Here is a 20,025-nt window from a genome sequence, read left to right as displayed (position 1 = left end):
CAGGAGTATGGTCCATTCCCATGGCGGAATCCTGGGCCACTCTGGGCGTCGACCTGCACCTCGAACCGACCGGCTCCGGCGGCCTGCGCCGGGGCCTGACGGATGCCCTGCGCGACGCCGTCCGCACCGGCCGGCTGGCTCCCGGCACCCGGCTGCCCTCCTCCCGCAGCCTCGCCACCGACCTCGGCATCGCGCGCAACACCGTCGCCGAGGCCTACGCCGACCTGGTGGCGGAGGGCTGGCTGACCGCCCGGCAGGGCTCGGGCACCCGGGTGACGGACCATGCGGTGGTCCCGCCGGCCGCCGCCACCCGCCACCACCGCGAACCCGCCCGCCCCGCCCACAGCCTCATCCCCGGCACCCCCGACCTGGCCGCCTTCCCGCGCACCGAGTGGCTCAAGGCCGCCCGTCGTGCCCTGGCCACCGCCCCCTTCCACGCCCTCGACTACGGCGACCCGCGCGGCCGGCCCGAGCTGCGCACCGCCCTCGCCGGTTACCTCGCCCGCGCACGGGGCGTCCGCGCCGCCCCGGAGACCGTCGTGATCACCGCGGGCTTCTCGCAGGCCCTGCGCATCCTCGGCACGGTGCTGCGGGCGCGTGGGGTGCGGACGGTGGCGGTGGAGTCGTACGGCCTCGCCCCGCACCGGGCACTGCTGCGGGACGCCGGCCTCGCCACCCCCTCGCTGCCGTACGACGAACTCGGCACGGATCCACGCCCGTTGACCACCGAGGGGGCTGTCCTGCTCACCCCCGCGCACCAGTTCCCCATGGGCATGCCCCTCCATCCCGACCGGCGCTCCGCCGTCGTGAACTGGGCGCGACGCACCGGCGGCCTGATCCTGGAGGACGACTACGACGGCGAGTTCCGCTACGACCGCCAGCCCGTCGGCGCGCTCCAGGGCCTCGACCCCGACCGCGTCGTCTACCTCGGCACCGCCAGCAAGTCCCTCGCGCCCGGACTGCGACTGGGCTGGATGGTGCTGCCGCCGTCCCTGGCGGAGGAGGCCGCCGCGGCCAAGGGCGGCGTCGACACCGTGGGAGCGCTGGAACAGCTCACCCTGGCCGAGTTCCTCACCTCCGGCGCCTACGACCGCCACGTCCGCTCCTCCCGCCTGCGCTACCGCCGCCGCCGCGACGCCCTGGCCGCCTCGGTCACCGCCCGCGCCCCGGAGGTCACGGTCACGGGAATCGCCGCAGGCCTCCACGCCGTCCTCCGCCTCCCCCCGGGCCTGGAACAGTCCGTGATCCAAGCCGCGGCCTGGCAGGGCCTGGCCCTCCACGGCCTCTCCGTCTACCGCCATCCGGAGGCCGTCGCCGAGCAGATGGACGCGTTGGTGGTGGGGTACGCGACACCGCCGGACAGCGCGTGGGCGGGGGCGTTGGAGGCGTTGTGCAGGGTGCTGCCGTAGCACCGAACGAGCCGAAGCCCGCCTCAGACGGACTGCTCCTCCACCACCGGCGCCTCCCCGAAGCGCGCGAGGGCCATCGCTCCCGCGACCGCAACGGCGAAGCCCAGCACCGCCAGCCAGGTCAGACCGTCCCGCGTACGGTCCCCCAGCCAGACCACGCCCACCGCCGCGGGGCCGATGGTCTCGCCGATCACCATGCCGGCCGTGGCCGTGGTCACCGAACCGCGTTGCAGGGCCGAGGTCAGGAGTATGAACGCGGCGCCTCCGCCGATCACCAGGGCGTACGTCGCCGGGTTGGTGAGCAGGGTCACCGGTGCGAGGCTGTCGATCAGGCGGACCGACACCTCCACCACCCCGAACCCGAAACCGGCGCCGAGGCCGAGCGCCAGTGCCCGCGCCGGTCCGGACAGGCGGCCGGCCGCGAGGGCGAGCAGCAGCATGCCGGCCGCCACGGCGAGCATCACGTACTTCAAGGTGTCGGAGCCGTCTTCCCTGCCCTCCGGCCCGGACGCGAGTCCCAGCATCGCGAGCCCGGCGCAGACCACGGCCACCGCACCCCATTCCGTGCCGCTCAGCCTCACCTTCAGCAGGCGTGCCGCGACCACCGCGGTCACCGCCAGGCTCGACGCCAGGGCGGCGCTGACCGCGTAGATGGGAAGGGACCGCAGCGCCGCGATCTGGAACAGGAAGCCGAGCCCGTCCAGCGCCAGCCCGGCGATGTACCGCCACTGCCTGAGCGCCCGCAGCAGCAGTGCGGCCTCGCCCCCCTTGCCCGTACCGGCCGTCCGCGCGGCCACCGCCTGCAACACCGTCGCGGTACCGAAGCAGACCGCCGCGCCAAGGGCGCACACCATTCCAAAGAGCACAAAGGGACTTTAGGAGAAGGTCGATCCGGTCACCCACTGCGGTCTGCGCTCTTACCGTTCTCTAGGCTGAGCCGACAGTCCGACGAACACACGGGGGAGACACGATCATGGCTGACACCCGCCGCCGGCTGCGTTCCGGCACGGTCGTCCTCGGCGGCGTGGGCCTGCTGGCCGCCGCCCTCACCGCCTGCTCGTCCGAGCCGGACAAGCGCTGCGTCGACCGCGGCAGCTACAACCTCGCCAAGGGCTACAAGGTCGTCTCCGACAAGAACTGCAAGACCACCAAGGCGGCCGTGAACGCCGACTGGTACTACGGCGGCAAGAAGAAGGGCTCCTGGGTGGACGGCGGCTCCTTCACCAAGCCCCGCAAGGGCTCCGGCTCCGGCGGTTCCTCCAGTGACCATGACGGAGTCCACCGCGGCGGCTTCGGCGGCGGCCACCACGGCTCCGGCGGCTGAGCGGGAGCCATCGCATGGAACGCCGTAGCATCACCCCTCGCCCCGGCTGGCAGCGGATCGTCGAGGAGCAGGGGCTCGTCTATCCGCTCACCCGCCACCCCGACGGCTCGCTGCGCCCCTACTGGGACGAGAGCGCCCACTACGTCTTCACCCTGGACGAGGTCGAGGCGCTGGAGGAGACCGTCGCGGAACTGCACCGCATGTGCCTCGCGGCCGCCGAGCACATCGTCGCCGAGGACCGCCTCGCCGACCTCGGCATCACCGACCCGCGCATCGCCGCCGTCGTCACCGAGGCCTGGCGGCGCAGGGCCGAACTCCCTTCCATCTACGGCCGGTTCGACCTGCGCTACGACGGCACCGGCCCGGCGAAGCTCCTGGAGTACAACGCCGACACCCCGACCTCACTGGTGGAGGCCGCCTCCCCACAGTGGTTCTGGATGGAGGACCGCTTCCCCGGCGCCGACCAGTGGAACTCCCTGCACGAACGCCTCGTCGACGCCTGGCGGACCCAGGCCGCGCTCCTCCCCCCGGGCGCCCCGCTGCACTTCGCACACTCCTCGGCCGACGAACTCGGCGAGGACCTGATGACGGTCGCCTATCTGAAGGAGACCGCCGAGCAGGCCGGGCTCGACACCGACTGGCTGGCCATGGAGGAGATCGGCTGGGACACCCTCTCCGGCCGCTTCGTGGACAACCAACTCCGGTTCATCCGCGGCATCTTCAAGCTCTACCCCTGGGAGTGGCTCACCACCGACGCCTTCGCCGGGCACGTCCTGGGCACCCTCGACAACGGCGGCGGCACCGGCAGCACCCTGTGGATCGAACCGCCCTGGAAGATGCTGCTCAGCAACAAGGCCCTGCTGGCGATCCTCTGGAAGCTGTACCCCGGCCACCCCAACCTCCTCCCCGCCTACCTGGACGGCCCCCGCGAACTGGCCGGGACCGAGGGCTACGTCGCCAAGCCCCTGCTGGGCCGCGAGGGCGAGGGCGTCACCGTGCACCAGCCGGGCGCACCGGCCGCACTCCGCGACGAACCCTGCTGCTACCAGCAACTCGCCCCGCTCCCCGCCTTCGACGGCAACCACGTCGTCCTGGGCGCCTGGGTCGTCCGCGACGAACCGGCGGGCCTGGGCATCCGGGAGTCGTCGGGCCTGATCACGGACGAGTACGCCCGCTTCCTGCCCCACGTGATCCTCTAGACACCCAGGACGGCCAACAGCTGCTCCAGCCCCCAGGCCAGGTCGGCCTCACCGATCACCAGCGGCGGCGAGAGCCGGATGGTCGCCCCATGGCTCTCCTTCACCAGCACCCCGCGCTCCAGCAGCCGCTCCGCGACCTGCCGGCCGGTGCCGAGCCCGGGCGCGACGTCGATGCCCGCCCACAGCCCGCGCCCCCGTCCCCGTACCGCCGTCACCGAGCCGGTGGCCGGCAGCGCGGCCAGGGCCCGGTGCATCCGCTCGCCCAGTTCGGCCGCGCGCGCCTGGAACTCGCCGGTGCGCAGCATCGCGATCACCTCGAGGGCCACCGCACAGGCCAGCGGGTTCCCGCCGAACGTCGAGCCGTGCTCGCCCGGCCGGAACACCCCGAGCACCGCCGCGCTCGACACCACCGCCGACACCGGCACGATCCCGCCGCCCAGCGCCTTGCCCAGCACGTACATGTCCGGCACCACACCCTCGTGCTCGCACGCGAAGGTCCGCCCGGTGCGGCCGAGCCCCGACTGGATCTCGTCGGCGACGAAGAGCACGTTCCGCTCGCGGGTCAGCTCCCGCACCTTCGGCAGATAGCCCTCCGGCGGCACGATCACCCCGGACTCGCCCTGGACCGGCTCCAGCAGCACCGCGACGGTGTTCTCGGTCAGCGCCGACCGCATCGCGGTCAGATCGCCGTACGGCACGATCTGGAAGCCCGGTGTGTACGGCCCGAAGTCCGCGCGGGCCTCCGGGTCGGTCGAGAAGCTGATCACGGTCGTCGTACGGCCGTGGAAGTTGCCGCCCGCGACCACGATCTTCGCCATCTCCGCGGGCACGCCCTTGACCCGGTACCCCCACTTCCGGGCCGTCTTGATCGCGCTCTCCACCGCCTCCGCGCCGCTGTTCGCGGGCAGCACCATCTCCATCCCGCACAGCTCCGCCAGCTCGGCGCAGAAGGCCGCGAACCGGTCGTGCAGGAAGGCGCGGGAGGTCAGCGTCACCCGGTCCAGCTGGGCCTTCGCCGCCTCGATCAGCCGCCGGTTGCCATGGCCGAAATTGAGCGCCGAGTACCCGGCCAGCATGTCCAGATACCTACGGCCCTCCACGTCCGTCAGCCACGCCCCCTCGGCCGTGGCGACCACGACGGGCAGCGGATCGTAGGTGGGCGCGCAGTGCGCGTCGGCGGCGGCGATGAGATCTTCGGCGGTGGTCATGATCTCTCCCGGATACGAGGGCCGTCCCCCTTCCATCCTCGCTCGCATGGTGGACGTGGGGCCTGTCGGAGCCGGTGTGCCCGGTAGGCTGACCGGCGGGCCGTGACTGGCGCGCTGGGATGGGACGGACCATCAGGGAGCGGCCCGAGTGTGATGTGTGCCGTGCGCCTGGGCCGAACGTGAACGCTGTACACACGCCGTCCGGAGGTCCTCATGCCAGAGCAGCAGCCCCTCTCCACCGAGTCCACCGCCTTCCGCGCCGCCCTCGACGTGATCCGTGCCGTCGAACCGCGTGTCGCCGACGCCATCGGCCAGGAGGTCCACGACCAGCGCGAGATGCTCAAGCTGATCGCCTCCGAGAACTACGCCTCCCCGGCCACGCTGCTGGCGATGGGCAACTGGTTCAGCGACAAGTACGCCGAGGGCACCGTCGGCCGCCGCTTCTACGCCGGCTGCCGCAACGTCGACACCGTCGAGGCCCTCGCCGCCGAGCACGCGCGTGAGCTGTTCGGCGCCCGGCACGCCTACGTCCAGCCGCACTCCGGCATCGACGCCAACCTCGTCGCCTTCTGGGCCGTCCTCGCCGACCGCGTCGAGGCGCCCTTCCTGGAGAAGACCGGCGCCCGCCAGGTCAACGACCTCTCCGAGGCCGACTGGGCCGAGCTGCGCCAGGCCTTCGGCAACCAGCGCATGCTCGGCATGTCCCTGGACGCCGGCGGCCACCTCACCCACGGCTTCCGCCCGAACATCTCCGGCAAGATGTTCGACCAGCGCTCCTACGGCACCGACCCGGCCACCGGCCTCATCGACTACGACGCGCTGCGCGCCCAGGCCCGCGACTTCAAGCCGCTGATCATCGTCGCGGGCTACTCGGCGTACCCCCGTCTGGTGAACTTCCGGATCATGCGCGAGATCGCCGACGAGGTCGGCGCGACGCTCATGGTCGACATGGCGCACTTCGCGGGCCTCGTCGCCGGCAAGGTCCTGACCGGCGACTTCGACCCGGTCCCGCACGCCCAGATCGTCACCACGACCACCCACAAGTCGCTGCGCGGCCCGCGCGGCGGCATGGTGCTGTGCGACGACTCCCTCAAGGACCAGGTCGACCGCGGCTGCCCGATGGTCCTCGGCGGCCCGCTCCCGCACGTCATGGCCGCCAAGGCGGTCGCCCTGGCCGAGGCCCGGCAGCCCGCGTTCCAGGACTACGCCCAGCGGATCGTCGACAACTCCCGCGCGCTGGCCGAGGGCCTCATGCGGCGCGGCGCCACGCTGGTGACCGGCGGCACGGACAACCACCTCAACCTGATCGACGTGGCGACGTCGTACGGCCTCACCGGCCGCCAGGCGGAGTCGGCCCTGCTCGACTCCGGCATCGTGACCAACCGCAACGCCATCCCGGCCGACCCCAACGGCGCCTGGTACACCTCCGGCATCCGCATCGGCACCCCCGCCCTGACCACCCGTGGCCTGGGCACGGCGGAGATGGACGAGGTGGCGGGCCTGATCGACCGCGTCCTCACCACCACCGAGCCGGGCACGACGAAGTCGGGCGCCCCGTCCAAGGCCGCCCACGTGCTGGACGAGAAGGTCGCCCAGGAGATCGCCCAGCGGGCGACCGACCTGGTGGCCGGCTTCCCGCTCTACCCCGAGGTCGACCTGGGCTGACCGCCCCGGGGCACAGGTCGATCGGCTCCTGACGCGGCTCGTCGCCGTCGGCCGGCCCGGCACCTCTCCGGGCCGCCCGACGGCCGGCCAGGAGCCCGCCGTCGGCCCCGGCGACCAGCCCGGCCGCCGCCCACCACACCCCTCCGGCACCCGGTCCCGGGCACCGGGCTCGCTCGCCGCCACCGCCGGCCCCAGCAGGCGCGTCCGCTCAGCCTCCCGGAACACCGCCGCCGGTGCCCGATGCGTCTACGGCCACCCGCCGACCCCCGTCAGACCTCACAGCACGGTGACCCGCACCGCCGGACAACCGCCCGTCCGGCCAGACCTGCGGCACCCGCTCGGTGCCCGTGAGGTCCGGCCGCGGCAGCTCACGCGGACGGGTGAAATCCGGCTCGCCGGAGCGCAGCGCCCGGGTCCGCCCCCGTGTCCCCCGTGACGACCGGCGCCAGATCCGGCTGGTCACCCTCGGTACACCCCGGGACGGGATCGGTGCGCGGCTGTTTCCCATCCGTTTCGGACCGCTCTCCCGCACCTGCGAGAATGGGCACCATGGCCTCTGCTGACCGCCCGCCCGTCGCCCACCACCACCCTCAAAGGAGTGGCTCCGCCACGCTGGGTTCTTTGCGCGTGCTCTCCGGCATCCAGCCCACCGCCGGCTCGTTCCACCTCGGCAACTACCTCGGCGCCGTCCGCCAGTGGGTGGCCCTTCAGGAGACCCACGACGCGTTCTACATGGTCGTCGACCTGCACGCGATCACGGTCCCGCAGGACCCGGCCGAGCTGCGCGCCAACACCCGGCTCGCCGCCGCCCAGCTGCTGGCCGCCGGCCTGGACCCGGACCGCTGCACGCTCTTCGTGCAGAGCCATGTCCCCGAGCACGCCCAGCTCGCCTGGATCATGAACTGCCTGACCGGCTTCGGCGAGGCCGGCCGGATGACCCAGTTCAAGGACAAGGCCGCCAAGCAGGGCGCCGACCGGGCCTCCGTCGGCCTGTTCACGTACCCGATCCTCCAGGTCGCCGACATCCTCCTGTACCAGGCCAACGAGGTGCCGGTCGGCGAGGACCAGCGCCAGCACATCGAGCTGACCCGCGACCTGGCCGAGCGCTTCAACGGCCGCTTCGGCGAGACCTTCGTGATCCCGTCGCCGTACATCCTCAAGGAGACGGCGAAGATCTACGACCTCCAGGACCCGTCGATCAAGATGAGCAAGTCGGCCTCCACGCCGAAGGGCCTCGTCAACCTGCTCGACGACCCGAAGACCACCGCCAAGAAGGTCAAGAGCGCCGTCACCGACACCGACACCGTGATCCGCTACGACGCGGAGAACAAGCCGGGCGTGTCGAACCTGCTCACCATCTACTCGACGCTCACCGGCAAGTCCATCGCCGACCTGGAGCGCGCGTACGAGGGCAAGATGTACGGCGCCCTGAAGACCGACCTCGCCGACGTCATGGTCGAGTTCGTGACGCCGTTCAAGGAGCGCACCCAGCAGTACCTGGACGACTCCGAGACGCTCGACTCGATCCTCGCCAAGGGCGCGGAGAAGGCACGCGCCGTCGCCGCGGAGACCCTCGCCCAGGCGTACGACCGCGTGGGCTTCCTGCCGGCGAAGCACTGAGCCGGCTGCCGCACCGGACGGAGCGCTGCACATCACTTCCTTTGCGCCTGCCCACAGGACATCCGTGGCCGTACAGTCGATAACCGACGGCCCGGACGAGTCGGCCGAGAAGACGACAGGAGACGACGTGGGGACCGTAACGATCGGCGTGTCGATCGCGGTCCCGGAGCCTCACGGCAGCCTGCTCCAGGAGCGGCGCGCGGGCTTCGGCGACGCCGCGGCGTACGGCATCCCCACGCACGTCACGCTGCTGCCGCCGACCGAGGTCGAGGCGGCCGACCTGCCGGCCGTCGACGCGCACCTCGTCGACGTCGCCGCGGCCGGCCGCCCGTTCCCGATGCGGCTGTGCGGCACGGGCACCTTCCGTCCGCTGACGCCCGTCGTCTACCTCCGCGTCGTCCAGGGCGCCGAGGACTGCGGCCTGCTGCAGCAGCGGGTGCGGGACGCCTCCGGGCCGGTGGCGCGCGAGCTGCAGTTCCCGTACCACCCGCATGTCACCGTCGCCCACGGCATCGACGAGGCCGCGATGGACCGCGCCTTCGAGGAGCTGTCCGTCTTCGAGGCCGAGTGGCCCTGCACCGGCTTCGCCCTCTACGAACAGGGCCCGGACGAGGTCTGGCGCAAGCTGCGGGAGTACACGTTCGGGGGAGCGGTGGTGCCTCCGCAGGCGGGGAGCGTCGGCATGGAACGCGGGACGATCGCCAGCCGGTAGGACCGCTCAGATCGGCAGCCTCCTGAAAAGCCCGCGCGGTGTGTGCCGTAGCGCCGACATCACCACCCTGAGCACGCCCGGTACCCACACCGTCTCCGAACGGCGGCGCAGGCCCAGTTCGATGGCGGTCGCGATCGCCTCCGGGGTGGTGGCGAACGGGGTTTCCGGGCTGTGGACCGATCCGGGGCGTACGACCATGACGTGGACGCCGGTGCCGTGCAGGGCGTCGCCGAGGCCCTGGGCGAAGGTGTCGAGGCCGGCCTTGCTGGAGCCGTAGATGAAGTCGGCGCGGCGGGCGCGTTCCCCGGCGACGGAGGAGAGGACCACCAGGGAGCCGTGGCCCTGCGCCTGGAGGGCGCGGGCGGCGACCAGGCCGGCGGAGACGGCCCCGGTGTAGTTGGTCTGGGCGACCCGCACGGCGCGGGCCGGGTCGCGCTCGTCCTGGGCCTGGTCACCGAGGATGCCGAAGGCGAGCAGCACCAGGTCGATGTCGCCCTCGGCGAACACCTTGCCGAGGGCGGTCTCGTGGGAGTCGGGGTCGAGGGCGTCGAAGCCGACCGTGCGCGCGTCCGCACCGAGCGCGCGCAGGCGCGCGGCGGCCTCCTCCAGCGCGGGCGAGGGGCGGCCGGCCAGCCACACCGTGCGGGTGCGGCGGGCGACCAGCCGGCGCGCGGTCGCCAGCGCGATCTCGGACGTGCCGCCGAGGACGAGCAGGGACTGGGGGAGACCGAAGGCGTCCTTCACGTCAGTTCCTAGGTGCTAGAGGGCGAGTCGGCGGGCCAGGTCGGAGGCGAACACTCTGCGCGGGTCCAGCCGGGCGCGCAGGGCGCGGAAGTCGGCCGCGCGGGGATACATGGCGGTGAGCAGGTCGGGGCGCAGCCGGGAGTCCCGGGCGAGGCCGACCCGGCCGCCGGCCGCGGCGACCTCCTCGTCGAGTCCGTCGAGGAAGCCGGGGAGCCCCGGCAGCGCGAGGGGGAGGTCCAGGGACAGCGACCAGCCGGGCGCGGTGAGGGAGAGCCAGCCGGGCCCGGCGTCCCCGAGCCGCTGCAGGACGGCGTGGCAGGACGGGAGCCGCCGGCCCGCGAGGCGCCGCACGACGCGGTGCAGGGTCTCCTCCTGGCCGTGGCCGACGGCGAACTGGTAGCGCACGCGGCCGCCGCGGACGTACGGGAAGGTGTCCGACGGGGTCAAGTAGACGGACAGCGGCCGGAGTTCGCCGGTGCGCGCGCGTGGCGCCCTGCGGTACCGGATGGTGGCGGGGAGGAGCGAGTCGAGGGGCGGGAGGTGAAAGGGGAGGAGTGGGCGCCACGCGCGCGTGCCCGTGGCGCGGAGGGCGTCGAGCGGGGTGTGGCCGGCGCGGGTGAGGATCCCGCGTCCGGTGGCCGCGCCTCGCGTCGTCAGGTCGATCCGGGCGGCCGCGTAACGGCGGTCGTCCCGGTCGGTGGCTGTCAGGCGGGCCAGCACCTCGTCGAGGCCGGGGGCGCGTTCGGTGTCGACGGTCAGGTACGCCGTCTCCACCGGCAGCAGCCGGATGGTGGCCGTCAGGATCACCCCGGTCAGGCCCAGCCCGCCGGCGGTCGCCTCGAACAGCTCGGTGCCCGGGCGGACCGCGCTGACCTCCCCGTCGGCGGTGAGCAGCTCCAGGGCGAGCACCTGGCGGCCGAAGGAACCGGCGACCGGGTGGTCGGCGCCGTGCAGGTCGGCGCCGATCGCCCCGCCGACGGTCACGTGCCGGGCGGCGGGCAGGACGGGCACCGACCAGCCGAGCGGGAGCAGGACCTCGGCCAGCCGGTGCAGCGTGACGCCGGCGTCGCACAGGACGATGCCCTCGGCCGCGTCGACGACATGGACGCGGTCGAGGCCGGTCATGTCGAGGACGGCGCCGCCCGCGTTCCGTGCCGCGTCCCCGTGCGCCCGGTCCGGGCCGCCCCGGGCGACGGCACCGCGCACCCCGCACGCGCGGACGGCGGCCGCGGCCTCCTCGTACGTCCGCGGACGGATGACGGAAACCGTGTCTGCAGGCATGTCGATGACCGTATCGTCCCGCTATGGGTGGTTAGTTTCTGAACATTCGCCCGCTGCACACAATGGGTGATTAGTGGGATGTCTTACGAGCGCGCCGGCAGGGGCAGGAACCGATCATGGACTGGCTGAAGAGACTCCCCGGCATCGGGCCGATCGTCACCCGCCTGATGGAGACGCACGCGTGGCACTGCTACGAGCGCCTCGACCGGGTGAAGTGGTCACGGCTGGCCGCCGCCATGACGTTCGTCAGTTTCCTGGCGCTGTTCCCGCTGCTGACCGTGGCCGCCGCGATCATCGCCGCCACGCTCAGCCCGTCCCGGCAGATGAGCGTCGAGCACAAGGTCGCCGAGCAGTTCCCGGGCGTCGTCTCGGACCAGCTCGACATCACCTCGCTGGTGCACAACGCCGGCACCGTCGGCATCATCGCGGGCGCCCTGCTGCTGCTCACCGGCGTCAACTGGGTCGGCCAGATGCGCGACTGCCTGCGCACGGTGTGGGAGCTGCCGGAGAAGGCGGAGAACCCGTTCCTCGCCAAGGCCAAGGACGCCGGCATCCTCGTCGGCCTCGGCGGGGCCGTGCTGCTCACGTTCGCCGCGTCCACGCTCGCCTCGGCCGCCGTCGGCCTGGTCTCGCGCCACCTCGGCCTCGCCGAGTACGGCTGGGGGAGCGTGCTGCTGAGGATCGCCGCGTTCGCCGTCGCCGTCCTCGCCGACTTCCTCGTCCTGCTCTACGTCCTGACCCTGCTGCCCGGCGTCGAACCGCCGCGCCGCCGCCTGGTGGTGGCCGCCCTGCTCGGCGCGGTCGGCTTCGAACTGCTGAAGCTGCTGCTCAGCGGCTATATCCAGGGCGTCGCCGCGAAGAGCATGTACGGCGCGTTCGGTGTCCCCGTGGCCCTGCTGCTGTGGATCAACTTCACGGCGAAACTGGTCCTGTTCTGCGCCTCCTGGACGGCGACGCGGAACGGGGAGACCGAGCCGGCCGAGGCCGCCGAGGTCAAGGACGGTTCCGGCGGCGCATCAGGTCCGGCAGCGGCCAGCGACGGTTGACCAGGAACGCCGCGCCGGCGAGCAGCACCAGCACCCCGCCCGCGATGGCGGCGGCGGTGCCGACCCCGGAGCCGGAGTCGCCGGCGGCACCGGCCACCGGCCTGGCACTGGTCCCGCCGCTCCCGGAGGGCTTCCCGGAACCGCTCGGCCCCGGGCTCGGCACGGCGCTCTTCGGCGGCACCAGCTCGCCCACCGGCTGGACCTTGCCGGCCGCCTGGAAGCCCCAGTCGAACAGCTTCGCCGTCTCCTTGTAGACCTCGTTGTGCTCGTGCTTCTCCGGGTTCATCACCGTGATGAGCAGCACCCTGCCGTTCCGCTCGGCGACCCCGGTGAAGGTGGCGCCCGCGTGCGTGGTGTTGCCGTTCTTCACCCCCGCGATGCCCTGGTAGACGGGCACGTCGGAGTCACCGGCGAGCAGCCGGTTGGTGTTGCGGATCTCGCCGGAGCCGAACTTCGCCCGCACCGTCGAGCAGTAGTCCCGGAAGTCCTTCTTCTGCAGCCCGGAGCGGGCGAACAGCGTCAGGTCGTACGCGGAGGAGAGCTGCCCCGCCTCGTCGTAGCCGTCGGGGGTCACCACGTGCGTGTCCAGGGCCTGCAGCTCGTCGGCGTGGTCCTGCATGTCCCTGACGGTCTGCCCGACCCCGCCGTTCATCGAGGACAGCACGTGCACGGCGTCGTTGCCCGAGCGCAGGAACACCCCGAGCCACAGGTCGTGGACGCTGTAGGTGCTGCCCTCCTTTATCCCGACCACGCTGGAGCCGTCGCCCATGCCCGCGAGGTCCGACGGCACCACCTTGTGCGTGGTGCCCTTGGGGAAGCGGGGCAGCACGGTGTCCGCGAACAGCATCTTCAGCGTGCTCGCCGGAGGCAGCCGCCAGTGCGCGTTGTGCGCGGCCAGCACCTCGCCCGACTCGGCGTCGGTGACGATCCAGGAGCGGGCCGTGAGGTCCTTGGGCAGCACCGGGACGCCCGGGGCGAGGTTCACCTGGGTGCCGGGCTGCCCGAGCCGTGCGCCGCCGACGGTGGACATCCGGGCCGGGGGCGTGGCCGTAGGGCTGGCCTTAGGGGTGGGGGCGGCGAGCGCGGCGGGCGCGGTGACGGACAGGGACAGCAGTGTGGCGGAGGTGACCAGCAAGGATCGCCGGCCGGTCTTCTTCGGTGCGGGCACGATCGGAAACGTACCCGGACACGACCGGGAAGTCCCGCTCCCGGCCCCACCCCCGACACGGAACCGGACAGCGGACGGCGATACTGACTCCATGACGCTCAGCCGCCGCATCTCCTGGTTCCTGCTCGCTTTCGGGGTGTGGAGCTGGTTCATCTGGATCACTTTCGTCAAGAACCTCGTCAAGGACGCCAGCGGACTCGCCTTCGACCACGGTCATCCGACCGCGTACTTCTGGGTCCACCTGCTGCTGGCCGTCGTCTCCTTCGTATTGGGGACGGTCATCGGGGTCATCGGGTTGCGCGGCGTGCGCGCGCTGCGCCGGACGTCATAGCGGACCCCCCTCCCGCAGACCTGGCCGGAACCGCTCCCACGCCTGTGAAGGCGCTGTGAAACCCGGGGGAAACAACACCTCGGTAAGTTCTTGCTCATCTGGTCAGAAAGCCCTTCCCCCAGCTCAAACGGTGTGATTAGGTGAGCCGCGCCACTTGGGGGAGTTGGCGAAATCGTGCTGGCCAGGGGTAGGGCCTGTAGGGGGCCTGGGGAGGGCACCACCATGCGATCTGTTCGCATGCGCATTCTCGTGACGCTGCTCGTGCTCGCGGTCGTGGGAATCGGCGGCTGGCAACTGCTGCCGTCGCAGGAGAACAAGGACAAGACGATCACGGTCGGTACGACGGACGCCGTCACGGACCTGGACCCGGCGGGCGCGTACGACGCCGGTTCCTGGGCCCTGTTCAGCAACGTCTTCCAGTCGCTGCTGACGTTCGAGCCGGGCGGGGTCACCCCGGTCCCGGACGCCGCGCAGAGCTGCGCCTTCCAGGGCGCGGGCCTGCGGACGTACCAGTGCACGCTGCGCGACGGGATCACCTTCCCGAGCGGCCGGAAGATGACCGCCGAGGACGTGAAGTACTCCTTCGACCGGGTCAAGAAGATCAACTCCGATGTCGGCCCGGCGTCGCTGTTCTCCACGCTCGGCTCGGTGACCGCCGACAGCGCCACCACGGTCACCTTCCACCTGTCCTCCGCCGACGCCACCTGGCCGCTGAAGGTCGCCACCGGCGCCGGGTCGATCGTCGACAAGGAGAAGTACCCGGCCGACGCCCTGCGCAAGGGCACCGACGTCGACGGCACCGGTCCGTACACGCTGTCGTCGTACACCGGCAACGAGAAGGCCGTCCTCGCGCCGAACGGGCACTACAAGGGCGACATCAGCGGCACCGGCCGCCCGGTCGAGCTGCGCTACTACACCGACTCGGCGAAGCTGGACAGCGCCTGGAAGGACGGGCAGGTCGACGTCGCCACCCGGAACCTGCCGCCGAACGTGCTCGCGCAGCTGAACCCGAGCGACCCCAACAAGCGCGTCACCGAGTCCGACAGCTCCGAGACCCGCAACCTGTACCTCAACACCCGCGCCAGCTCCCCGCTGCGCGACGTGCGGGTGCGCCGCGCGATGGCCTGGCTGGTCAACCGCGAGGAGCTGGCCGCGAGGGTCTACAAGGGCACCGTCGACCCGCTGTACTCGCTGATCCCGACCGGCATCACCGGCCACACCACGTCGTTCTTCGACGACTACCCGACGCAGTCCGTCGCCAAGGCCCGCGCACTGCTCACCCAGGCCGGCGTCAGCCTCCCGGTGCGCTTCACCTTCGGGTACGGCATCGGCCGGGGCGCGGGCAAGGAGGAGGCCGCGCAGCTCAAGCAGCAGCTGGAGGCGGGCGGCCTGTTCCAGGTGGACGTCCAGGGCTATGAGTGGACCGACTTCCAGAAGCGCTGGGCCGCCGGGAAGATGGACGCGTGGGCGGTCGGCTGGGTGGCCGACTATCCCGACCCGGACACCTTCGGCGCCGCGCTCGTCGGCACCGGTTCCACGATGAACACCGGCTACAGCAACAAGCTGGTCGACCATCTCATCCAGGACAGCCAGCAGTACGCCGACCGCAGCCGGTCCACGAACGACTTCAAGGACATCCAGGCCGACGTCGCCCAGGACGTCCCGCTGATCCCGCTGTGGCAGCGCAAGGAGTTCGTCGTCAGCACCGAGGACGTGGGCGGCGGCCAGTACCTGGACGACGGCACGGGCGTGTTCCGGTTGTGGCGGCTGAACTGGATCTGACGGGCAGGAGGCCTAGCTGTGGCCGGCTTGGAGGAGCTGGGCCACATCCAGGGTGACCTTGCCTCCGACGGATTCGGGAAGGGCCACGAGTTCGCCGGGAATGTGGATGCCGTGGGCCTTGTAGCGGTCGGCCACCGGCTCGGTGAGGAGATGGAGGCGCTGGTGGCGGCGGTCGATGATGACGTAGACCGGGACCTTGGCCTTGGCGTAACAGGTGACCTTGTCGCGTAGATCCGTCTTCCAGTTGCTGGAGGTCACCTCCATGACCAGGCGGAAGCAGGTCGGGTCGTAGCAGCTGTTCTCCACCAGGTGGTCGCGGTAGTCGTCGTCGACCACGGACAGATCGGGGATGACGTAGTCCTCCGGACCGGAGGGCAGCCAGAGGCCGATTCCCGGCAGTGCTCTCACGAGACCCAGCTGCAGGAAAGGAGCTGCGAAGAGCATCAGGGCCTCGGAGTGGGGGCCGTCCGGTGCTGGGCTCACGAGAATCTGGCCTCCGATGATCTCGACTCGGTAGCCCGGGTTGCGCTCCATGAGCCGGTTGGCCTCCGCGATCAGCGGACGCTCGCCATGGGGCCGCTCGACGGCTGCTGCGGACATCGGGTGCCTCCCGTGGGCTGGTGTCGAGAGCATCATCGTAGGCAGGCGGCACCCCGGGTGTCCCGTTCCCGCGCGTTCACCCGAAGGTGATCACTCGCCCTCCCGGCCCTTCCGCCCCGGATCAGGCAGCGCCCTCGTCATGCCCGGCAGGAAGTCCGTGAACAGCTCATGGATCTCCAGGACCAGGGGCCGCAGCACCCGGAACCGGGCGAGCGCGACCCCACGCGCGGTCAGCCGGGCCCCGCGCCGCGCCAGCCGGTAGCTCCGCTCGCGCCCCTCGGTCCGGTCGAACACCCAGTACAGCACCAGCCCCATCTGGGCGAGCCACATCAACTCCGGCAGGACGTCCCGGAGTTCGGCCGGAACCTTGGACTTCGACCCGGCCAGCACCTCCCGGTGGATGGCGATCGCCTGCTCACGCGCGGGTGCGCTCTCCGGTGAGAACGGACTGAGCGGGCTGTCGGGATCGGCGGCGTTCTTGAAGAACTGCACGGCGAACTCGTGGTACGGCCGGGCGATGTCGAGCCACCCGGTCAGCACGCCCGCGAGCCGCGCCTCCAGATCGGTCTCCCGGTCCAGGACCTCCCGCACGGCCGCCTGCTGCTCGGCGGCGATCCGGTCGTAGAAGCCCTGGATCAGGTGCTCCTTGCCCGCGAAGTAGTAGTAGGCGTTGCCGACGGAGACCCCGGCCTCCCTGGCGATGGCCCGCATGGTGGTCTTGTCGTACCCGTGCTCCTGGAACAACCGCATCGCGGTCTCCAGGATCAGCGCGCGGGTCTGCTCGGACTTGCTGCTGGGGGAGCCGGCCGCCTCGGGGCCGTCGTTCTTCGCGGGCACGAGAGAAGAGCCTAGCCAGTGCCGGTAAGGCCCCCATCAGCTCCCCGTCAGCCCCTGCGTCCCAGTTCCGGGCGCTTGGTGTAGTCCGTGAAGCCGAGGACGTTCCCCCACGGATCGGCGATCTCCACGGTCCACCCGGTGGCCGTCGGGAACGCCTCGTCCAGCGGCGTGATCCCGGCGGCGGTCAGTCTTCGGGCCGCCGTCCGCGCGTCCGCCACCTCCAGCCACACCCGGGCCGAGGGCCACGGGGGCGTCCGGTGCCGCAGTTCCTCGTCGGCGCGCAGCAGGATCCCCGGTGTCTCCCCGCCGACCCTCAGCAGGGCGATCCCGCCCTCGTCGAAGCGGAACCCCACCCCGAACCCGGCCCGCTCGTAGAACCCCACCGCCTCCCCGAGATCCCCGACGGGGAGCAGCACGTTGTCGAAGCCGAGCAGCTCGTACGACTCATCGTCTGACATGTCGTCAGATTAGAACCGGCCGATGGGGAAACCCGGCCAAAACGCCCGAGGGCCCCGCTTCCGGGTGGGAAACGGGGCCCTCGCCGGCACCATGCCGGACAGGCTCAGTAGCGGCGCGTGATCAGGGCGCGCTTGACTTCCTGGATCGCCTTGGTGACCTCGATACCGCGCGGGCAGGCGTCCGTGCAGTTGAAGGTCGTACGGCAGCGCCACACACCGTCGCGGTCGTTGAGGATCTCCAGGCGCTGCTCGCCCGCCTCGTCACGGCTGTCGAAGATGAAGCGGTGGGCGTTCACGATCGCGGCCGGGCCGAAGTACTGGCCGTCGTTCCAGAACACCGGGCAGGACGACGTGCACGCGGCGCACAGGATGCACTTGGTGGTGTCGTCGAAGCGCTCGCGGTCCTCGGCCGACTGGAGGCGCTCACGGGTCGGCTCGTTCGTGTCCTTGGTGACCAGGAACGGCATGACGTCCCGGTACGCCTGGAAGAACGGCTCCATGTCCACGACCAGGTCCTTCAGGACCGTCAGGCCCTTGATGGGCTCGACCGTGATCGGCTTCTCGGGGTTGATGTCCTTGATCAGCGTCTTGCAGGCAAGGCGGTTCTTGCCGTTGATCCGCATCGCGTCCGAGCCGCAGATGCCGTGCGCGCACGAGCGGCGGAAGGTGAGGGTGCCGTCGACGTCCCACTTGATCTTGTGGAGGCCGTCGAGGACACGCTCCTTCGGGTCGATCTCCAGCTGGAAGTCTTCCCAGGTCGCCTCCGCCGAGACCTCCGGGTTGAACCGGCGGATCCGGAAGGTGACCGTGATCAGGTGCGAGGAGGCCGCGGCCTCCGCCTCCACCTTGTCCAGAACGGGGGTAGCCATCAGTACTTACGCTCCATCGGCTGGTAGCGGGTCTGGACGACCGGCTTGTAGTCGAGACGGATGGACTCGGTGCCGTCGTCGCCCACCTCGCGGTACGCCATGGTGTGGCGCATGAAGTTGACGTCGTCGCGGTTCGGGTAGTCCTCGCGGTAGTGACCGCCGCGGGACTCCTTGCGGGCCAGGGCGGAGACGGCCATGACCTCGGCCAGGTCGAGCAGGTTGCCCAGCTCGATGGCCTCCAGCAGGTCCGTGTTGAACCGCTTGCCCTTGTCCTGGATCGAGACGTTCTTGTAGCGCTCGCGCAGCTCGGCGATCTTCTCGACGGCCGTCTTGATCGTCTGCTCGGTGCGGAACACCATGACGTTGGCGTCCATGGTCTCCTGCAGCTCCTTGCGGAGCGTGGCCACCCGCTCGTTGCCGGTGGACTCGCGCAGCCGCTCGATCTGCTCGACGACGAACGCCTCCGGGTTCTCCGGCAGCTCGACGAAGTCCGCCTTGTGGGCGTACTCGGCGGCGGCGATGCCCGCGCGGCGGCCGAAGACGTTGATGTCCAGCAGCGAGTTGGTGCCCAGACGGTTGGCGCCGTGGACGGACACGCAGGCGACCTCGCCGGCCGCGTACAGGCCCGGGACCACCGTGGTGTTGTCCGACAGGACCTCACCCTCGACGTTCGTCGGGATGCCGCCCATGGCGTAGTGCGCGGTCGGCTGGATCGGGATCGGGTCCGTGTACGGCTCGATACCGAGGTAGGTGCGCGCGAACTCCGTGATGTCGGGCAGCTTGGCGTCCAGCTGCTCCGGCGGGAGGTGCGTGAGGTCCAGGTAGACGTGGTCGCCCTCGGGACCGCAGCCGCGGCCCTCGCGGATCTCCGTGTAGATGGAGCGGGAGACGACGTCACGGGACGCGAGGTCCTTCATGACCGGCGCGTACTTCTCCATGAAGCGCTCGCCGTCCTTGTTGCGGAGGATGCCGCCCTCACCACGGGCGCCCTCCGTCAGCAGGATGCCCATGCGCCAGATGCCGGTCGGGTGGAACTGGAAGAACTCCATGTCCTCCAGCGGCAGGCCGCGCCGGTAGCAGGCCGCCTGGCCGTCACCCGTCAGCGTGTGCGCGTTGGAGGTCACCTTGAAGAACTTGCCGGTGCCGCCGGAGGCGTAGATGACCGACTTCGCCTGGAAGACGTGGATCTCACCGGTGGCCAGCTCGTACGCGACGACACCGGCCGACTTCCTGACGCCGTCGACCTCGGTGATCAGCTGGTCCAGGACGTAGAACTCGTTGAAGAACTCCACGCCCTCCTTGACGCAGTTCTGGTACAGCGTCTGGAGGATCATGTGGCCGGTGCGGTCCGCGGCGTAGCAGGACCGGCGGACCGGGGCCTCGCCGTGGTTACGGCTGTGACCGCCGAAGCGGCGCTGGTCGATGGTGCCGTCCTTGGTGCGGTTGAACGGCAGGCCCATCTTCTCCAGGTCGAGGACGGCGTCGATGGCCTCCTTCGCCAGGATCTCGGCGGCGTCCTGGTCGACCAGGTAGTCACCGCCCTTGACCGTGTCGAAGGTGTGCCACTCCCAGTTGTCCTCCTCCACGTTGGCGAGCGCGGCGGCCATACCGCCCTGCGCGGCGCCCGTGTGGGAGCGGGTGGGGTAGAGCTTGGTCAGCACGGCGGTGCGGCTGCGCTTCGTCGACTCGATGGCGGCGCGCATGCCCGCGCCACCGGCGCCGACGATGACGGTGTCGTACTTGTGGATCTTCATGATTCTCGCAGCCCCGTG

At 71.2% G+C, this 20,025-nt stretch carries 19 protein-coding genes and 1 riboswitch; of the genes, 9 read left to right on the top strand and 10 right to left on the bottom strand.

The genetic code is table 11. The features are described from left to right. The first annotated feature begins 20 nt into the window (after positions 1 to 20). Positions 21 to 1,409, top strand: a complete 1,389-nt coding sequence (locus tag ACH47Z_RS16440) for a PLP-dependent aminotransferase family protein (RefSeq protein ID WP_399073998.1) — start codon at positions 21 to 23, stop codon at positions 1,407 to 1,409. Between the two features lie 23 nt (positions 1,410 to 1,432). Here ACH47Z_RS16440 and ACH47Z_RS16435 read toward each other — a convergent pair whose 3' ends face one another. After that, entirely contained in the window at positions 1,433 to 2,263 is an 831-nt protein-coding gene (locus ACH47Z_RS16435; protein WP_399074239.1) for a DMT family transporter, read from the bottom strand. A gap of 119 nt (positions 2,264 to 2,382) precedes the next feature. Between ACH47Z_RS16435 and ACH47Z_RS16430 the strand changes: the two genes are divergently transcribed. Both ACH47Z_RS16430 and ACH47Z_RS16425 read left to right on the top strand, forming a co-directional pair. Next, on the top strand, positions 2,383 to 2,733 hold the full coding sequence (locus tag ACH47Z_RS16430; RefSeq protein WP_399073996.1) for a hypothetical protein: 351 nt from the start codon (positions 2,383 to 2,385) through the stop codon (positions 2,731 to 2,733). A gap of 14 nt (positions 2,734 to 2,747) precedes the next feature. Then, positions 2,748 to 3,932 (top strand): glutathionylspermidine synthase family protein, encoded by a 1,185-nt coding sequence (locus ACH47Z_RS16425; RefSeq protein ID WP_399073994.1) that lies wholly within the window; start codon positions 2,748 to 2,750, stop codon positions 3,930 to 3,932. Here the strand turns inward: ACH47Z_RS16425 and rocD are convergent. Continuing rightward, positions 3,929 to 5,140 carry an ornithine--oxo-acid transaminase gene (gene rocD, locus ACH47Z_RS16420; protein WP_399073992.1) on the bottom strand — a complete coding sequence of 404 codons (1,212 nt, stop codon included), beginning with the start codon at positions 5,138 to 5,140 and terminating at the stop codon, positions 3,929 to 3,931. The genes ACH47Z_RS16425 and rocD overlap by 4 nt on opposite strands. Positions 5,141 to 5,232: 92 nt before the next feature. After that, positions 5,233 to 5,321: riboswitch (ZMP/ZTP riboswitch) on the top strand. A 32-nt stretch (positions 5,322 to 5,353) separates the two neighbouring features. Between rocD and ACH47Z_RS16415 the strand changes: the two genes are divergently transcribed. The 3 genes from ACH47Z_RS16415 to ACH47Z_RS16405 all read left to right on the top strand — a co-directional run bounded on the left by ACH47Z_RS16415 (position 5,354) and on the right by ACH47Z_RS16405 (position 9,137). Further along, positions 5,354 to 6,805, top strand: a complete 1,452-nt coding sequence (locus ACH47Z_RS16415; RefSeq protein WP_399073990.1) for a glycine hydroxymethyltransferase — start codon at positions 5,354 to 5,356, stop codon at positions 6,803 to 6,805. Between the two features lie 540 nt (positions 6,806 to 7,345). Beyond that, positions 7,346 to 8,425 carry a tryptophan--tRNA ligase gene (trpS, locus tag ACH47Z_RS16410; RefSeq protein WP_399073988.1) on the top strand — a complete coding sequence of 360 codons (1,080 nt, stop codon included), beginning with the start codon at positions 7,346 to 7,348 and terminating at the stop codon, positions 8,423 to 8,425. Positions 8,426 to 8,552: 127 nt separating this feature from the next. Next, complete coding sequence (locus tag ACH47Z_RS16405) at positions 8,553 to 9,137, top strand: 2'-5' RNA ligase family protein (protein WP_399074237.1); 585 nt, start codon at positions 8,553 to 8,555, stop codon at positions 9,135 to 9,137. A gap of 6 nt (positions 9,138 to 9,143) precedes the next feature. On the opposite strand, the gene ACH47Z_RS16400 is transcribed toward ACH47Z_RS16405, so the two are convergent. Both ACH47Z_RS16400 and ACH47Z_RS16395 read right to left on the bottom strand, forming a co-directional pair. Next, the gene (locus ACH47Z_RS16400; protein ID WP_399073986.1) at positions 9,144 to 9,881 is read right to left on the bottom strand and encodes a decaprenylphospho-beta-D-erythro-pentofuranosid-2-ulose 2-reductase; all 738 of its coding nucleotides are present in this window, start codon (positions 9,879 to 9,881) and stop codon (positions 9,144 to 9,146) included. 15 nt (positions 9,882 to 9,896) lie between these two features. Then, positions 9,897 to 11,162, bottom strand: coding sequence for an FAD-binding protein (locus ACH47Z_RS16395; RefSeq protein WP_399073984.1), 1,266 nt, complete (start codon positions 11,160 to 11,162; stop codon positions 9,897 to 9,899). Positions 11,163 to 11,278: 116 nt separating this feature from the next. On the opposite strand from ACH47Z_RS16395, the gene ACH47Z_RS16390 reads away from it, so the two are divergent. Beyond that, a complete protein-coding gene (locus ACH47Z_RS16390) occupies positions 11,279 to 12,208 on the top strand; it encodes a YihY/virulence factor BrkB family protein (RefSeq protein WP_399073982.1) in 930 nt (309 codons plus the stop codon). On the opposite strand, the gene ACH47Z_RS16385 is transcribed toward ACH47Z_RS16390, so the two are convergent. Continuing rightward, positions 12,156 to 13,376: a D-alanyl-D-alanine carboxypeptidase family protein gene (locus ACH47Z_RS16385; RefSeq protein ID WP_399073980.1), complete on the bottom strand. Its 1,221-nt coding sequence runs from the start codon at positions 13,374 to 13,376 to the stop codon at positions 12,156 to 12,158. The genes ACH47Z_RS16390 and ACH47Z_RS16385 overlap by 53 nt on opposite strands. Before the next feature lie 91 nt (positions 13,377 to 13,467). Between ACH47Z_RS16385 and ACH47Z_RS16380 the strand changes: the two genes are divergently transcribed. Together ACH47Z_RS16380 and ACH47Z_RS16375 are read left to right on the top strand one after the other, a co-directional pair. Beyond that, positions 13,468 to 13,707 (top strand): SCO4848 family membrane protein, encoded by a 240-nt coding sequence (locus tag ACH47Z_RS16380; protein WP_399073978.1) that lies wholly within the window; start codon positions 13,468 to 13,470, stop codon positions 13,705 to 13,707. A gap of 237 nt (positions 13,708 to 13,944) precedes the next feature. Beyond that, positions 13,945 to 15,489, top strand: coding sequence for an ABC transporter substrate-binding protein (locus ACH47Z_RS16375; protein WP_399073976.1), 1,545 nt, complete (start codon positions 13,945 to 13,947; stop codon positions 15,487 to 15,489). 12 nt (positions 15,490 to 15,501) lie between these two features. On the opposite strand, the gene ACH47Z_RS16370 is transcribed toward ACH47Z_RS16375, so the two are convergent. The 5 genes from ACH47Z_RS16370 to sdhA all read right to left on the bottom strand — a co-directional run bounded on the left by ACH47Z_RS16370 (position 15,502) and on the right by sdhA (position 20,007). Further along, complete coding sequence (locus ACH47Z_RS16370; protein WP_399073974.1) at positions 15,502 to 16,089, bottom strand: Uma2 family endonuclease; 588 nt, start codon at positions 16,087 to 16,089, stop codon at positions 15,502 to 15,504. Positions 16,090 to 16,179: 90 nt separating this feature from the next. Next, positions 16,180 to 16,926 carry a TetR/AcrR family transcriptional regulator gene (locus ACH47Z_RS16365; protein ID WP_399073972.1) on the bottom strand — a complete coding sequence of 249 codons (747 nt, stop codon included), beginning with the start codon at positions 16,924 to 16,926 and terminating at the stop codon, positions 16,180 to 16,182. A 47-nt stretch (positions 16,927 to 16,973) separates the two neighbouring features. After that, a complete protein-coding gene (locus ACH47Z_RS16360) occupies positions 16,974 to 17,384 on the bottom strand; it encodes a VOC family protein (RefSeq protein ID WP_399073970.1) in 411 nt (136 codons plus the stop codon). Between the two features lie 104 nt (positions 17,385 to 17,488). Further along, complete coding sequence (locus ACH47Z_RS16355) at positions 17,489 to 18,253, bottom strand: succinate dehydrogenase iron-sulfur subunit (RefSeq protein WP_356030199.1); 765 nt, start codon at positions 18,251 to 18,253, stop codon at positions 17,489 to 17,491. Further along, positions 18,253 to 20,007: a succinate dehydrogenase flavoprotein subunit gene (gene sdhA / locus ACH47Z_RS16350; protein ID WP_399073967.1), complete on the bottom strand. Its 1,755-nt coding sequence runs from the start codon at positions 20,005 to 20,007 to the stop codon at positions 18,253 to 18,255. The genes ACH47Z_RS16355 and sdhA overlap by 1 nt, the downstream gene beginning before the upstream one ends. Positions 20,008 to 20,025: the final 18 nt, after the last annotated feature.

Source organism: Streptomyces sp. NPDC020192 (assembly GCF_044388685.1).
Taxonomy (GTDB): Bacteria; Actinomycetota; Actinomycetes; order Streptomycetales; family Streptomycetaceae; genus Streptomyces.
The sequence above is the reverse complement of the archived record's forward strand: the minus strand, read 5'-3'. Positions and strand labels throughout refer to the sequence as shown.

Excerpts from the sequence above, each read along its gene's own strand:
- ACH47Z_RS16375 (WP_399073976.1), top strand. The coding sequence starts at position 13,945 with ATGCGCATTCTCGTGACGCTGCTCGTGCTCGCGGTCGTGGGAATCGGC.
- rocD (WP_399073992.1), bottom strand. The coding sequence starts at position 5,140 with ATGACCACCGCCGAAGATCTCATCGCCGCCGCCGACGCGCACTGCGCG.
- trpS (WP_399073988.1), top strand. The coding sequence starts at position 7,346 with ATGGGCACCATGGCCTCTGCTGACCGCCCGCCCGTCGCCCACCACCAC.
- ACH47Z_RS16435 (WP_399074239.1), bottom strand. The coding sequence starts at position 2,263 with ATGGTGTGCGCCCTTGGCGCGGCGGTCTGCTTCGGTACCGCGACGGTG.
- ACH47Z_RS16390 (WP_399073982.1), top strand. The coding sequence starts at position 11,279 with ATGGACTGGCTGAAGAGACTCCCCGGCATCGGGCCGATCGTCACCCGC.
- ACH47Z_RS16370 (WP_399073974.1), bottom strand. The coding sequence starts at position 16,089 with ATGTCCGCAGCAGCCGTCGAGCGGCCCCATGGCGAGCGTCCGCTGATC.
- ACH47Z_RS16355 (WP_356030199.1), bottom strand. The coding sequence starts at position 18,253 with ATGGCTACCCCCGTTCTGGACAAGGTGGAGGCGGAGGCCGCGGCCTCC.
- ACH47Z_RS16360 (WP_399073970.1), bottom strand. The coding sequence starts at position 17,384 with ATGTCAGACGATGAGTCGTACGAGCTGCTCGGCTTCGACAACGTGCTG.
- ACH47Z_RS16395 (WP_399073984.1), bottom strand. The coding sequence starts at position 11,162 with ATGCCTGCAGACACGGTTTCCGTCATCCGTCCGCGGACGTACGAGGAG.
- ACH47Z_RS16415 (WP_399073990.1), top strand. The coding sequence starts at position 5,354 with ATGCCAGAGCAGCAGCCCCTCTCCACCGAGTCCACCGCCTTCCGCGCC.
- ACH47Z_RS16430 (WP_399073996.1), top strand. The coding sequence starts at position 2,383 with ATGGCTGACACCCGCCGCCGGCTGCGTTCCGGCACGGTCGTCCTCGGC.
- ACH47Z_RS16425 (WP_399073994.1), top strand. The coding sequence starts at position 2,748 with ATGGAACGCCGTAGCATCACCCCTCGCCCCGGCTGGCAGCGGATCGTC.
- sdhA (WP_399073967.1), bottom strand. The coding sequence starts at position 20,007 with ATGAAGATCCACAAGTACGACACCGTCATCGTCGGCGCCGGTGGCGCG.
- ACH47Z_RS16380 (WP_399073978.1), top strand. The coding sequence starts at position 13,468 with ATGACGCTCAGCCGCCGCATCTCCTGGTTCCTGCTCGCTTTCGGGGTG.
- ACH47Z_RS16440 (WP_399073998.1), top strand. The coding sequence starts at position 21 with ATGGCGGAATCCTGGGCCACTCTGGGCGTCGACCTGCACCTCGAACCG.